Origin of the sequence: Microlunatus parietis (assembly GCF_013407955.1) — a bacterium.
In the GTDB taxonomy this organism is placed as follows: domain Bacteria; phylum Actinomycetota; class Actinomycetes; order Propionibacteriales; family Propionibacteriaceae; genus Microlunatus; species Microlunatus parietis.
On record NZ_JACCBU010000001.1, the window covers coordinates 2267041 to 2280351 of the forward strand.

At 71.1% G+C, this 13311-nt stretch carries 13 protein-coding genes; 6 read left to right on the forward strand and 7 right to left on the reverse strand.

Going from position 1 to position 13311, the window contains the following annotated elements; genetic code table 11:
• The first annotated feature begins 10 nt into the window (after positions 1-10).
• Positions 11-976, forward strand: coding sequence for a helix-turn-helix transcriptional regulator (locus tag BKA15_RS10775; protein WP_179750622.1), 966 nt, complete (start codon positions 11-13; stop codon positions 974-976).
• A 274-nt stretch (positions 977-1250) separates the two neighbouring features.
• On the opposite strand, the gene BKA15_RS10780 is transcribed toward BKA15_RS10775, so the two are convergent.
• The 3 genes from BKA15_RS10780 to BKA15_RS10790 are packed head-to-tail and all read right to left on the reverse strand — an operon-like array spanning position 1251 to position 3846.
• Positions 1251-1901 carry a nucleotidyltransferase domain-containing protein gene (locus tag BKA15_RS10780; RefSeq protein ID WP_246322314.1) on the reverse strand — a complete coding sequence of 217 codons (651 nt, stop codon included), beginning with the start codon at positions 1899-1901 and terminating at the stop codon, positions 1251-1253.
• Positions 1898-2779 (reverse strand): aminoglycoside phosphotransferase family protein, encoded by an 882-nt coding sequence (locus BKA15_RS10785; protein ID WP_179750624.1) that lies wholly within the window; start codon positions 2777-2779, stop codon positions 1898-1900. Before BKA15_RS10785 ends, BKA15_RS10780 begins: the two co-directional genes overlap by 4 nt.
• Entirely contained in the window at positions 2779-3846 is a 1068-nt protein-coding gene (locus BKA15_RS10790; protein ID WP_246322315.1) for a PfkB family carbohydrate kinase, read from the reverse strand. Before BKA15_RS10790 ends, BKA15_RS10785 begins: the two co-directional genes overlap by 1 nt.
• Positions 3847-3965: 119 nt before the next feature.
• Here BKA15_RS10790 and BKA15_RS10795 point away from each other — a divergent pair, with 119 nt between their 5' ends.
• Complete coding sequence (locus tag BKA15_RS10795; protein WP_179750628.1) at positions 3966-5297, forward strand: 6-phospho-beta-glucosidase; 1332 nt, start codon at positions 3966-3968, stop codon at positions 5295-5297.
• A 91-nt stretch (positions 5298-5388) separates the two neighbouring features.
• On the opposite strand, the gene BKA15_RS10800 is transcribed toward BKA15_RS10795, so the two are convergent.
• Complete coding sequence (locus BKA15_RS10800) at positions 5389-7119, reverse strand: glycoside hydrolase domain-containing protein (RefSeq protein ID WP_179750630.1); 1731 nt, start codon at positions 7117-7119, stop codon at positions 5389-5391.
• A gap of 109 nt (positions 7120-7228) precedes the next feature.
• Positions 7229-8299: a glycosyltransferase family 4 protein gene (locus tag BKA15_RS10805; RefSeq protein WP_179750632.1), complete on the reverse strand. Its 1071-nt coding sequence runs from the start codon at positions 8297-8299 to the stop codon at positions 7229-7231.
• Between the two features lie 25 nt (positions 8300-8324).
• On the opposite strand from BKA15_RS10805, the gene BKA15_RS36820 reads away from it, so the two are divergent.
• From BKA15_RS36820 to BKA15_RS10825, 4 genes are read left to right on the forward strand one after another with little or no spacing between them, the layout of a single operon-like run.
• Positions 8325-9554 carry a sensor histidine kinase gene (locus tag BKA15_RS36820; protein ID WP_179750634.1) on the forward strand — a complete coding sequence of 410 codons (1230 nt, stop codon included), beginning with the start codon at positions 8325-8327 and terminating at the stop codon, positions 9552-9554.
• The gene (locus BKA15_RS10815) at positions 9551-10216 is read left to right on the forward strand and encodes a response regulator (RefSeq protein ID WP_179750636.1); all 666 of its coding nucleotides are present in this window, start codon (positions 9551-9553) and stop codon (positions 10214-10216) included. The genes BKA15_RS36820 and BKA15_RS10815 overlap by 4 nt, the downstream gene beginning before the upstream one ends.
• On the forward strand, positions 10213-10662 hold the full coding sequence (locus BKA15_RS10820) for a hypothetical protein (RefSeq protein WP_179750638.1): 450 nt from the start codon (positions 10213-10215) through the stop codon (positions 10660-10662). The genes BKA15_RS10815 and BKA15_RS10820 overlap by 4 nt, the downstream gene beginning before the upstream one ends.
• Positions 10572-11372 (forward strand): sensor histidine kinase, encoded by an 801-nt coding sequence (locus tag BKA15_RS10825; RefSeq protein WP_179750639.1) that lies wholly within the window; start codon positions 10572-10574, stop codon positions 11370-11372. The genes BKA15_RS10820 and BKA15_RS10825 overlap by 91 nt, the downstream gene beginning before the upstream one ends.
• 17 nt (positions 11373-11389) lie before the next feature.
• On the opposite strand, the gene BKA15_RS34795 is transcribed toward BKA15_RS10825, so the two are convergent.
• Both BKA15_RS34795 and BKA15_RS37240 read right to left on the reverse strand, forming a co-directional pair.
• Complete coding sequence (locus tag BKA15_RS34795) at positions 11390-11947, reverse strand: HNH endonuclease signature motif containing protein (RefSeq protein ID WP_218871200.1); 558 nt, start codon at positions 11945-11947, stop codon at positions 11390-11392.
• Positions 11920-13182, reverse strand: a complete 1263-nt coding sequence (locus tag BKA15_RS37240; protein WP_218871202.1) for a DUF222 domain-containing protein — start codon at positions 13180-13182, stop codon at positions 11920-11922. Before BKA15_RS37240 ends, BKA15_RS34795 begins: the two co-directional genes overlap by 28 nt.
• Positions 13183-13311 lie beyond the last annotated feature (129 nt).

The window sequence follows — 13311 nt, forward strand, 5'->3', positions numbered from 1 at the left end:
GGTTGGTGCCGTGAAGACGCGCGAGGACAGCCCGACGGCGCGGGCCTTGTTGGCGCTGGAACTGCTGCAGGCCAGGCCGGGAATCTCGGCCGCCGACCTGGCCGAACGGCTGGCGGTGACCGACCGGGCCGCCCGGCGCTATGTCGCGATCCTGCGCGAGGCGGGCGTGCCGATCGAGTCGGTTCGTGGGCCGTACGGGGGCTATCGGGTTGGCCGCGGCGTACGGCTGCCGCCGCTGGTCTTCTCCTCGTCGGAGGCGCTCGGCCTCGTGATGGCCGTGCTGGACGGGCAGCACGCGGCCGCCGACCCGGCCGATCCGGTCGGCGCCGCGCTGGGCAAGCTGCTCCGGGCGCTGCCGGAACGGGTCGCCCGGCAGGCCGCGATGCTCCGGGAGAACGCGCTCGCCGCGCCGGACCGGGACGCGGCTCGGCCGGACCCGGAGATCGTCACCACGGTCGTCGACGCCGTCGCGGCCGGGCGGCGGGCCCGGCTCTCGTACCGGACGGCTTCGGGGACGCCGCTGGACACCGAGGTCGACCCGTGGGCGGTGGTGGTCCGCAACGGGCGCTGGTATCTGCTCTGCCGGGCGCACTATGCCGACGAGGTCCGGACGTTCCGGATCGACCGGGTGACCGGCTTCGAGACCCTGGCCGATCGCTGCCAGCCGCCGCCGGAGCTGGATCCGGTGGCGCTGCTGGAGCAGCATCTCGGCAGCAGCTGGGATTATCCGACCCGGGTCGTCTTCGAGGCTCCGTACGCGAGCGTCGCGCCGTGGATCACCGGGCCGATGGGCCGGCTGGAGCCGCTGGACGACGGAGCCCGGTGCCTGCTGACCGGGAGCACCAGCAACCCGGCCATGTATGCCGGCGAGTGGCTGTCCGCGCTGCCGTTCCCGTTCCGGGTCGAGGGCGGCCCCGAACTCCGCGCCGCCGTCGCCGAGGTGGCCGCCCGGATGGCCGCCGCCGTCCGGTCGTGATGCCATGGTGGAATGCGGCCGGGTACTCGACGACGTCCGCATCACCGATGTTGACCTCGACCGAGAAGTCCGGAGTCTCGATCTGACCCCACGAAGCATCGGTGAAGTCGGCCGCGGGGACCACCGACCGAATCTTCCTGATCAGCTCCGATCTCGGCCCGAGCGGCAAGGGCTTGAAGTCGTGCGGGACGTCCGCCACCGAACGAGCGTCGCGCGGCAGATCCATGATCAAGATGTCCCAACTCATGTCGGGCAAGATAGCTCAGCAGCGGAGTCAGCTGCGCAGGGCGGCGAGCCAGGGATGATCGGGGTGGACGCGGGTCAGGGCGTCGCGGAGCCAGCCGCTGGCGGCGGGGTCGAGGTGCGGCAGGACGGCCTCGAAGTCGTACTGGTCCTTGGGCCGGCGGCGGGCCGCCTTGTGCAGCAACTGCAGCTCCACCCGGAGGTAGTCGATGCCGTCCACGGTCCGGACGATCTCCGGCCAGGGCAGCCGGATCTCGCTGTCCCGCTTGAAGATCCAGCCGTCCTCGTCGCCGTCCATCAAGATCACGTCGTATTCCCACGGATCGGCGCCGCTGTGCCGGGTCCAGAGGTTCTCGCACTCGTCCGGCAGCACGTCGGTCGCCGGGGCGTCCGGGTCCTGGTCCGGCGGCAGCGGCGTCAGCGATCCACGGTCGGCGATCCAGACGTCCAGCCGGCCGGCCAGGTGCCGCCGCAGCAGCGCCAGGTCCGATCGGGGCACACTCAGATCAAGATCACCGTGGGCCCGTGGCGCGCCTCCCTGCGCCTCGATCGCCCAGCCGCCGGCGACCCACCAGCGCCCCGGGTAGCCCGCCATCAGCGCCGCGGCGTCGGCGGGTTCGCGACGGGCGCCCGGACCGTACAGGCGATGCAATTCGGCCTCGACCGGATCCTCGATGATCATGGACTGACTTGCCTCGCTGTCGTGGTCTTCGGGCGCGGCCGGAGCAGGGAGCGGAGGCCCTGCCGCGCCAGCAGCCGGTCCAGCCCGTCCTGGTCGTCCCGCCACGCCTGACAGTCCTGGATCACGAGGAGGACGGCGGTCCAGCGCAGCACCCGTTCCTGATCAAGGTCGGCGGCCGTCGCCAGAGCCGCCGCAACGTCCAGGATCCGGTCGGCCGGCTGCGCCGCGGCGAGATGCCCGGCGTCGGCGCACGGATCACCGATCCGCGGGATCGGGTCGATCGCGACGAAGGTCTGGCCGGAGGCAAGGAGATTCTTGTTGGTGAAGTCGCCGTGCAGCAGCACCGGGCGACGGGTCGACCGGGCCAGATCCTCGACGGTCGCGGCCGCGGCACCGAGCAACGCCAGTCCCGCCTCGCCGCGCGACGACTCGTTCCGCTGCCGTCGCTCGTACGCGAGGTCGCGCCGAGCCTGTTCCTCGGCCGCGGCATAGCCGTCCTCCAGCCGGTCGAACAGACGGTCACCGGGGCCGCAGGCGTGCAGCCGGGCCAGCAACTGACCGATCGGCAGTATCGCGTCGGCGTCCAGCGGCGGCAGCGCCGTGCCGGGCCGCAGCCGTTCCAGCAACAGCGCACCGTGACGTTCGTCGGCCGCGAGCACCCGTACCGCGGCACCCGAGTCGCGCCAGCGGGCCAGCGCGGCGATCTCCGCGTCCGCCTCCGCCCTGGTGGCCGGAATCTTCAAGACCACCGGCTCACCGCCGGCGGTCCTGGCCTCGAACACCGAGGATCGGTAGCCGCCGTCGAGTGGTCGGCCGAGGACCACGCCGAACTCCTCGACCGCAGCCGCCCGCCGCTCCGCGGGATCGTCGATGATCATCAGGACGGCACCGTGCCGTGATCATGATCATCGTCGTCGCCGAGCAGCTCGCCGAGACCGATGGTGGCCATGGCCCGCCGCACCTCGCGGCCCTCGCCGGCCGGGATCAGCGCGGGCAGGAAGGCGTAGTCGCGGGCGTAGCGGGCGGACTCCTTGGCCTCCGACCACCAGGCGGCCAGGTCGGCCCAGCCGGGGGCGGCGAGGGCGCCGCCGAACTGCCGGACCGACAGGGCGGCGCAGAGTCCGGCGAACCGGAGCCGGTGGGTCAGCGACAAGTTGCGCAGGGTGCCGAACATCAGGCCGGCCAGGAACACGTCGCCGGCGCCGGTCGGGTCCAGGGCCGCCACGGACAGCGACGGCACCCAGGCGGTCTCGCCGGTCTCGGCGTCCGCCGCGAACGCTCCCCCGGTGCCCGCGGTCACCACCGCCAGCGGCACCCAGTCCCGGAGCACCTCCAGGGCCGCGCCGGGCGAGCCGGTCCGGGTGAACGCCATCGCCTCGCCGGCGTTCGGTACGAACGCGTGGCAGCCCGCCAGCCGGGTGATCAACAAGTCGGTGTCCCAGACCTCGGTCTCGTCCCAGCCGACGTCGGCGAACACCTTGACGCCGCGGTCCAGCGCCCGGTCCAGCCAGGTGGCGCGCTCGGCGGCCATGTCGGCATAGGCGAGCCGGGTCGGCGGCGGGTCGATGATCAGGTCGGTCGGCCCGGAGGGCGGCGGGTGCGCGTGGGTGACCATGGCCCGGTCGTCGTCGTACGCCATCGAGACGGTGACCGGCGAATGCCAGTTGCGGAACTGCCGGGCCAGGCTGAGGTCGACGTCCTCGAGCTCGGACAGCACATGCCAGCAGTACTCGCCGTAGATGTCGTCGCCGAACGCGGTCGCCAGCGACGTCCGCAGGCCGAGCCGGGACGCGGCGACGGCGAGGTTCGCCACGCCGCCGGGGCTGGAACCCATGCCGTCGGTCCACACCTCATGACCGCCGGCCGGCGGCCGGCTCAGCCCGGTGAAGATCAGGTCCAGGAACACGGTCCCGGTGACGAACACGTCGAACTCCGGTTCGTCCATCAGGACTCCTTTCCACGAACCGCGAAGCGCCCTGAACCCGTCGAAGGGCATCAGTTCGCCCACGCTACCGTTCCGGGCATGGGGCTCGACGACGGCGGACTGGGCGACGGAGGACACGGATGCGGCTGACGATCATCGGGGGCGGCGGATTCCGGGTGCCGCTGATCTTCCGGGCCCTCGCCGACGACCCGGAGCCGGTGATCGACGAACTCGTCCTGTACGACACCGACCCGGCCCGGCTGCGACGGATCGGCGCCGTGATCGAGGCGATGACCGCGGACCGGATCGGGCCCTCGGTGCGGCTGGAGACCGACTTGGCCACGGCGGTCACCGGGACCGACTTCGTGTTCCAGGCGATCCGGGTCGGCGGGGTGGCCGGCCGGGTCTGCGACGAGCGCGCGGCCCTCGACGTCGGCCTGCTGGGTCAGGAGACGACCGGGGCCGGGGGTGTCTGCTACGGCCTGCGTACGGTGCCGGTGGTGCTGCGGATCGCCGACACGATCCGGCGGGTCGCCCCGGACGCGTGGGTGATCAACTTCACCAATCCGGCCGGACTGGTCACCGAGGCGGCCCGCTCGGTGCTGGGGATGCGGGTGATCGGGATCTGCGACTCCCCCGTCGGGTTGTTCCGCCGGGCGGCCCGGGCCCTCGGGGTCCGGCCCGAGGACGCCGAGTTCTCCTATGCCGGGCTGAACCACCTCGGCTGGCTGCGCCGGCTCACCGTCGACGGCGTTGATCGACTTCCGGAGCTGCTCGCCGCCGACCCGCTGCTGGACCGGGTCGAGGAGGGCCGGCTGTTCGGCGGTGACTGGCTGCGCACGCTCGGCGCGATCCCGAACGAGTATCTCTGGTACTGGTACTCCACCGCGGACGCGATTGCCGCGATCAACGGCGCCACCGAGACCCGCGGCGAATACCTCGCCCGGCAGCAAGATCATTACTTCACCGGCGATGATCATGATCCGCTGGGCCGCTGGGAGGAGACCCGGCGGGCCCGCGAGGAGACCTATCTGGCCGAGGAGCGCTCAGCCACCGGAGCCGGGGACCGGGATGACGATGATCTTGCCGGCGGCGGTTACGAGGGTGTCGCGCTGGACCTGATCCGCGCCATCGCCCGGGACCGGTCGGCCCGGCTGGTGCTCAACGTCCGAAACGGCGGCACGCTGGCCGGGCTGGACGACGACGCCGTGGTGGAGGTGCCCTGCGAGGTCGGAGCGGCCGGGCCCCGCCCGCTGCCGGCCGAGCCGCTGGAGCCGTACCAGCAGGGGGTGGTGATCACCATGAAGGACGTCGAACGGACTGTGATCGAAGCCGCTCGGACTGGCTCCCGGTCGCTCGCCGTTCGGGCGCTGGCGCTGCACCCGCTCGTCGCTTCCGTACGGCAGGCGCGCCTGATCATCGACCGTCAGCTGGCCGAGCTCCCTGAACTCCGGCAGGTCTTGATCAACTGATCCAGCCGCCCGCACCACCGTGCCCTGAGCCTGTCGAAGGGCCAAGCCAGATGTGACCTGCCCTTCCGCCTTGCTCAGGGAGCGTTGGGGCTCAGGCGCCGGATTGGAGTGCCTTCCAGGTCTCCGCACCGACGATCCCGTCCACGCCGAGCTTCCGCGCGGTCTGGTAGTCCTCGACGGCCTGCTCGGTGATCGGGCCGAACGACCCGTCGATGCCGACCGTACGCCCGAGCGCCGCCGTCAACGCGCGCTGCAGGCGCGAGACATCCGGGCCGGAGGCGCCGCTGCGCAGTGTCGGAGTGGAGCCGTACGACAGCAGTGCGGTCCAGGTACGGGAGTCGACCCCACCCGTGGCCGGCAGCGAGACCGACGTCTGGAACGACTCGACCGCCGCCTCGGTTGCCGCGTCGAACGTGCCGGACGGCTCGCCCGCCGGCATCGACCCGGCCGTCTGCAGCAAGCATTGCGCGGCCTTGACCAGATTGCCGGTCGAGCCCGCCCGCAGATCCGGGTACGCCGAGGCGTCCAACGAGACCGCGGCGCACGGAGGCGGCGGGCCGCCGTTCGCGGTGTCGAAGAAGTCACGGTCGATCGCGATCGTCACGCCGCCCCAGGTCTCGCGGACGTCGCCCGCGTACTGCTTGATCCGCTGGTGGTCGGCCCAGTAGCTCGCCGGGATGTACTGCCCGCCGTCGGTGTTCGCGACGTTGTTCCACCAGGCGAAGAAGACGTGGTCCGGCCGCTGGTAGGTCGTGCTGTTGTAGTTCGCGACGAGATCGGCGATGCCCGAGGCGGCGCTGGAATAGACGCCGGACAGGTAGCCGCGCGCGTGCAGCTCGTCGGTCCAGCCGGCCAGGAAGGACATCACCGCGGTCGTGCACGCGCCGCCGCGCGGATAGGCCTCCATGTCGTTGTAGAGCACACTGCCGGCGACGAGCCCCAGCGCCTGCGCGGCAGCCACCGACTCGACGGCCGCCTCGTGGCCCTGGGCCCGCGCGGTCGCCGGGTTGGACGACATCATGTGCCCGGTGCCGCGGCAGGGTGCCTGCAGACCGACGTGCAGCGGAAGGAACTTCCAGCCGCGGTTGTGTTGGTTGGCGATCCAGGTTGCGGTCAGGTTCGGCTGGGCGCACGCGCGTTGGATCCCGGAGATGTAGATGCCGACCGCCTTGTAGGGCGAGGCGTTCCACCAGGTGTCCATCGCGCTCTGGGACGGCGCCGCGCACTGGTCGAAACCCTTGCCGTTGTACGTTCCGGGCGCGACCACCGCCGCGGTCGGCTGGACGACGCGGGACGCCTTCGATTCGGCATCGAGCGTGGTCGCCCGGCCGCCGGCGACGACCTTCCCGGTGCCGAGGATCCCGCGAACGGCCTCCTCGTTGCCCGGTCCGTGCGCCGCGGTGACCAGGACCCCGGCGCTCTCGACCGCGATCTGCAGGGTGCCACTCGCCGACGGCGCTGCCGGCGCGACAGCCGTGCCGGCCTCGGCGGGTACAACCCCGGGACGCGTTGCGGCCTGGCCGTTCAGTGGCTCGATCAGCAGGCCGGCGTCGCGGCCGGTGAGGTCCGCCGGGCAGGTCTCCTGGTGGCGCGGCGTACCGAGGTAGACGACCGGGCGGTCGAACCGTACGCAGGCCTTCTCGGTGGCCAGGTCAACGACGGGCCACGCCGCCGGGACCGAAACCTGGTAGCCGTGGTACGAGACGACCCGGCTGGCGGCGGCCGGCTCGGCTCCCGCTGTTGTGCCGAGGGCACTGATCACGGCGACGACGCCGGCCAGTGCGAGTCCGGCTCGTGCGAAACGATGGGATGTCTGCGCCATGATGCACTCCTCGACGTAGGGCCATGCCAGGCAGTTACCCAACCCGCAACTTCGATGTAGAAAACTTCCCATCCCGACCCCGCTCCAGGCAAGGCCCTGGACCAGCCGATTACCGGCTGAGGAGAGATCGGGCCAGGTCGAGCAGGACGGACGCGCTGCGGTCCCAGGAGAAGCGCGCGGCGTTCGCTCGTCCGGCGTCGACGATCCGCTGCCGTACCGAAGGATCGTCGAGGGTCTCGAGCTGCTTCGCCAGCGCGACCGGGTCGTCCGGCGGGAAGAACAGGGCGTCCGGCCCGGCGACCTCGGTGAAGATGTCGGTCTCGCTGCAGATCACCGGCACGCCGGCCCGCTGCGCCTCCACGATCGGCAGGCCGAAACCCTCCACCTTCGAGGCGGTGAGCAGCGCATAGGCCCGGCCGAGCAACTCCAGATACTGAGCCTCGGTCACCCCGCGGTGGAAGATCACCGTCCGGCCGTCCGGAATCAGCGCGGCCAGCTCGGCCTCCCGGTCCGCGTTGATCGGGCTGACCAGGTGCAGCGTGAAGTCGGCCGGCAGGTACGCCAGCGCCTTGATCAACACGTCGGTGTTCTTGTACGGCATGAAGGACCCGACGTAGACAAGATCACGACCGACCGTGCCCGACTCGGGGACACTGAGCAGCGGCGACGGAGCGTTGCTCACCACGGTGATCGGACGCCGGGTGAGCCGATACTTCTCGATGTAGGAGCGGGAGGTCTCGCTGACCGTGACCACGGCGTCGGCCCGATCGAGCACCAGCCGCTGCGGCCAGTAGGCCTGGTGATAGAGCCACCAGCCGAGCCGGATGTGCGGCGGCAGGTTCGTCGGCGGGGTCGGGTCGCGGTAGTAGATGATGTCCTGCAGGGTCAAGATCAACCGGAACCGGCGGCCCAGCGACCCCATCGTCTGCAGCGGCGTGAACACGACGTCCGGCCGGTACCGGTTCAGTCGCAGCGCGGTGAACGGCTCCAGCACCGACGTCGGTCCGTGCAGCATGATCGTCTCGGCGCCGTCCGGCAGCAACGCGCGCTGCCCCGGATCGCTGACCAGGAAGGTCACCGGCGCCTGCGCGGCCACGGCGCGGCCGAGCTCGGTGCTGTACCGGCTGATCCCGTCATGGAAGTCGGTCCGGATGTAGCGGGCATCGAAGAAGAACCTCACGTGGAGCGACCCTAAGCTAAACGGCGTGGTGGACAAGCTGCGCGGCGCCGTCGGCCGGTACCTGCACCGGGTCACCGCCGTCCGGGTCCCACTCGCCACCCTGACCCCGGACGCACGGCCGATCGTGCCGCGCTGGCCGTTTCCCGTCTTCGCCGCGGTCCTGGTCCTGCTCAACCTTCCCGTGTACGGGTTCAGCCTCGGTTACGGTCTCGCGGCCGTCCCGGCGTCGGTGATGCTCGCCGCCCCGGTGGCCGTGGCGCGTTATCGCCCGATGCTCGGCTGGGCGCTGGGCCTGATCCCGTTGATCGTCTTCCTGCCGGTGCACCGGCTGCTGTTCCCGGAGAGCCTGACGCCGTTCCCCTGGCTGGCCAACCAGCTGGCCGCCCACCTGCCGGTGATCTACCTGGTCGCGCTGTCGGCGCCCCGGGCGATCTGCTATCCGGCCGTGCTGATCACCATGGTCGCCGGCCTCTCCGCGATCCCGCAGGGCTTCGGCTACAGCGCCGGCGTGGTGATCCAGGGCGGCGTGATCTGGACCCTGGCGACCGTCCTGGCCGTCGTCCTCGGCCGGACCCGGCTGCAACGCCGCGACGCGACGATCCGGATCGCCGAGGAGCAGAGCCAACTCCGGGTGCTGGAGGAGCGGACCCGGATCGCCCGCGACCTGCACGACGTGGTGGCGCACCACATGTCGTTGATCGCCGTCCAGGCCTCGACGGCTCCGTACCGGATCACCGCGGAGCGGCCCGCCGAGGTCGATCAGGAGTTCCGGTCCATCGGGGCGGCGGCCCGCGAGTCCCTGCAGGAGCTGCGCCAGGTGCTCGAGGTGCTGCGCGGCGCCACGCCGCCGAAGCCCACGCTGGCCGACCTCCCGAAGCTCGTCGAGTCGACCCGGGCCGCCGGGGTGCCGGTGCGGCTGATCTTGGAGCCGTCGCCGGCTGCCGGACCCGACCTGCAGTACGCCGCGTACCGGATCGTCCAGGAGGCGCTGAGCAACGTGGTGCGGCACGCACCCGGAGCGGCCGCGACGATCCGGGTCGCCGATGATCATTCGACGACGCTGACGGTCGAGGTGATCAATGATCCACCCGCGACCCCTGCCGAACCCCATCCGGGCGGGCACGGTCTGACCGGGATGCGGGAACGCGCCATCTCGATCGGGGGTACGGTGCAGGCCGGGCCCACCGACGACGGCGGGTTCCGGGTCCTGGCCGAACTGCCGCTGACCGTACCGATCCCGAAAGGCCGTTCATGATCACCGTCCTGGTCGCCGATGATCAAGCGATGGTGCGGGCCGGCTTCGTCTCGTTGCTCCGGACCCAGCCGGACCTGACCGTGATCGGCGAGGCCTCCGACGGCGCGGCCGCGGTACGGGCCGTCCGGGAGCTCAGGCCGGATGTCGTGATCATGGACGTTCGGATGCCGGAGTTGGACGGGATCGAGGCGACCCGGCAACTGCTCGCGCCCGAGGCGACACACCGGCCGAAGATCGTCGTGCTGACCACGTTCGACGTCGACGACTATGTCTACGCAGCGCTGCGGTACGGCGCCAGCGGCTTCCTGCTCAAGGATTCTCCGCCGGAGGATCTGGTCGCCGCGATCCGGGTGGTGGCCGCCGGCGACGCCCTGCTCGCGCCGTCCGTGACCCGGCGGCTGATCGAGGACATGACCTCGCGTCGCCCCGCCGATCGGACCCTGACCGCTCGGCTGCGGAGCCTGACCAACCGCGAGCTCGAGGTGCTGACCTTGATCGCGCGGGCCCGCTCCAACGCCGAGATCGCCACGGAACTGAGCATCGCGGAGGAGACGGTGAAGTCCCACGTCGGCCGCCTGTTCGGCAAGCTCGGTCTGCGCGACCGGGCCCAGGCCGTCGTCTTCGCGTACGAGAGCGGGCTGGTGACGCCCGGCGCCCGATGATCATGGAATCCGGAGGACGCCCGCCGCTGCCGTACTTCCCGTTCCTGATCATCGCGGTCACCTGGTTCCTGGTCAGCCTGGGGTTCCTCGCACTCGGTTTCGGGTACGGCCCGGCGGCGATCCCGATCAGCGCGCTGCTGGCCGCGCCGCCGGCGATCGCCTGGCTCCGCCCCATGATCGGCTGGATTCTGGCCCTGGTGACACTGCCGTTGCTGCTACCGGCCGATCGGTTGATCTTCGGCGATTCGCTGGAACCGATGTTCTGGTACGCCGGCCTGCTGGCGGCCCAGCTGCCGGTGTCTACGCGGTCACCGTCACGACCCGCCGATCGATCCACCAGCCAGCGGTGGCGATCATGCTCCTGGCTGGGCTGGCCGGGCCGTACGACTCCGGCTTCAGCTTCCCCGACGTCGAACTCGGCGCGGCGGTGTGGACCCTGGCCCTGATCCTGACCTTCGTGCTGGCGAGGTTCTGGCTGCACCGCCGCGACGCCGCGGCCCGGATCGCCGAGGAGGAAGGGCTGCGCCGCGTTCTGGAGGAGCGGGCCCGGATCGCCCGCGAACTGCACGATGTGGTGGCGCACCATATGTCGGTCGTCGCCGTCCAGGCCTCCACCGCGCCGTACCGCCTCGATCCCGGCCGACCGGACGTCGTGGACGAGTTCCGAAGCATCGGCGCCTCGGCCCGAGCCTCGCTGCAGGAGCTGCGCCAGCTGCTCGACGTCCTCCGCGGCGCCGCGCCACCCCCGACGCCCGGTCTGGCCGACGTGCCGAAGCTCGTCGAATCCGCCCGGGTGGCCGGCGTCCCGGTGCAGTTGATCATGGACGGCCGGGCCGATCCGGGAGCCGACGCCGGCACTGCGGCGTACCGGATCGTCCAGGAAGCGCTGAGCAACGTCATCCGGCACGCGCCCGGAGCGGAGACGCTCGTCAGGATCGCGACCGAGCCGGACCTGTTGCTGATCGACGTGCGCAACCGGCGGCCGCCGCAGCCGGTCCGGCCGACAGCGCCGGGTCACGGGCTCACCGGCATGCGCGAGCGGGTCACCGCAACAGGCGGCACCCTGACCACCGGCCCGACCGATGATGGCGGCTTCCGCGTTGAGGCAAGACTCTCTCCTCCGCACCGAGTCGTGCCACTTAGCGCCGGTAACTGATGGGGACCGGACCTAGGTCAGGCGGCGGCGTGATCTTGGTTTCTGATCATGCCGAAGATGGCTTCGACGCAGTTGGCCAGGATGAAGCCGGCGCCGCCGCCGACGGTGCCGATGCTGGTGCCGTCGGGAAGATCATGACCGGAGAGTTCACGACAGAGATGTTCGGCGGTCATCACGCGCCAGCCTGATGCGGCGACGGGTTGCCCGTCGGGGAGCAGGAACTGCCAGCCCTGGTCCCCGGTCCGGGCACCGGCGAAGTCGGCGCCGTCGCGGCGGACGATCCTCATGCCGCCCTCGTGGACGGCGACGTGGTGGAACCGGCAGAGCAAGATCAAATTGTGCAGGTCCGTGGCGCCGCCCTGGGACCACGGAATCCGGTGGTGGGCCTGGAGCTGCCGGTCCCGCCAGCAGCCCGGATACTGACAGAGCTGATCGCGGAGTTGCAGCGCCCGGCGTTGCCGTTTCGACACCAAACGTTTGGTCCGGCCCAACGCCAAGACATCACCGTGCTGATCGATCACCGCGCCGAGAACCGAACCGGTGCAGATCAGCCGCTCCGCGGTCTGCGGTTCCACCGGCCCGACTCCGCGGACCGTGCACACCTGGGACCGCAGGCCCGGCGCCTGACCGGCATCGCTGCCGTGCCCAGAGCCCGGCGAAAGGCCAGGCCCGATCTGGTTCGGCACTTCGCCAAGCCCGGTGCGCGGTGCCGCGGGCGTTCCCGCGGGAACGTCGACGATCGGCAGACCGGAGCCGCTGACGTGCCCCGAGCCTGGCGAAGGGCCAGGCCCGATCTGGTTCGGCACTTCGACAAGCCCGGTGCGCGGTGCCGTGGGCGTTCCCGCGGGAACGTCGACGATCGGCAGACCGGAGCCGCTGACGTGCCCCGAGCCTGGCGAAGGGCCAGGCCGGGTGTGGTTCGGCACTTCGCCAAGCTCAGTGCGCGGTGCCGTGGGCGTTCCCGCGGGAACGTCGACGATCGGCAGACCGGAGCCGCTGACGTGCCCTGAACCCGGCGAAGGGCCAGGCCCGGTCTGGCTTGGCACCTCGTCAAGCTCAGTGCGCGCTGTGCCGAGTTGGGCGGCGGCGATCTCGATGATGACCAGGCCGCGGTCCTCACCCGACTCGTCCTCGGTGACCGCGGTCGCCAGATAATGCCGAAACACATCCAGCAAGGCGTCGGCGTCGGTATAGGGCGGCGTCGCGTCATGGGCGTCCGGGTCGTCGCGGTTGATCTTCGTGCTGGGAGGGGTGCTGTTGAGCTCGCGGGCCCGTGCAGCGCCGCGGTGACGATCGCTGCCTCTTCGGCGGGCAGCCGGCCGGTCACCCCGGTCATGGTGTCGTCGTCGCGGGTGATCAGCCGGAACTGCCGGCGGGCCTCGGTCTTGATCCTGGTCCCGGCAGCGGCGCGGAAACTGGAGATCATCCGCGCCAACTGCGACGCGGTGGCGTGACGCGCCATCGTGCACAACTGGGCCTCGTCGACCAGATCCACGATCCGGGTGACCTCTCGTACCTTCGCATAGGACAACTCACCCGCACCGAACGCCGCCGTCACGGCCGGCATCCGCCGCAGCGCCCGGGCGACCCGCACATGCTCGCGGGCGGTCCCCTGAGTCATCGAGCAGGTCCAGGCCAGCCAGTGCGCGACCGACCGGAACCCGTTGCACCAGGCCCACCCGTTCCCGGCGTCGAACTCACCGATCAAGATCAACAACTCACAACTGTCCCGGGCCTGCCTCGCCGCCTGGGCACAGATCCGCTCGGTCAGCTCCTCAGCCGCCTCCCGTGACATCGACTCCATCGTCATCTCCTCGCTCCCCTTACCTCCCAGAGAAACGCTAACCGCGACCACTGACACTCCTCGAAGTCCGGCGAACGGCTCCAGGGGGTGAGTCCGACGCAGGCGAATGCGCTCCACAGAGGGATAGGGCCCACG

Bases quoted from the DNA above. Each gene is read 5' to 3' on its own strand.
- BKA15_RS10780 (WP_246322314.1), bottom strand. From the start codon at position 1,901: ATGATCATCGAGGATCCGGTCGAGGCCGAATTGCATCGCCTGTACGGT.
- BKA15_RS10785 (WP_179750624.1), bottom strand. From the start codon at position 2,779: ATGATCATCGACGATCCCGCGGAGCGGCGGGCGGCTGCGGTCGAGGAG.
- BKA15_RS10790 (WP_246322315.1), bottom strand. From the start codon at position 3,846: ATGGACGAACCGGAGTTCGACGTGTTCGTCACCGGGACCGTGTTCCTG.
- BKA15_RS10795 (WP_179750628.1), top strand. From the start codon at position 3,966: ATGCGGCTGACGATCATCGGGGGCGGCGGATTCCGGGTGCCGCTGATC.
- BKA15_RS10800 (WP_179750630.1), bottom strand. From the start codon at position 7,119: ATGGCGCAGACATCCCATCGTTTCGCACGAGCCGGACTCGCACTGGCC.
- BKA15_RS10815 (WP_179750636.1), top strand. From the start codon at position 9,551: ATGATCACCGTCCTGGTCGCCGATGATCAAGCGATGGTGCGGGCCGGC.
- BKA15_RS10820 (WP_179750638.1), top strand. From the start codon at position 10,213: ATGATCATGGAATCCGGAGGACGCCCGCCGCTGCCGTACTTCCCGTTC.
- BKA15_RS10825 (WP_179750639.1), top strand. From the start codon at position 10,572: ATGCTCCTGGCTGGGCTGGCCGGGCCGTACGACTCCGGCTTCAGCTTC.
- BKA15_RS37240 (WP_218871202.1), bottom strand. From the start codon at position 13,182: ATGACGATGGAGTCGATGTCACGGGAGGCGGCTGAGGAGCTGACCGAG.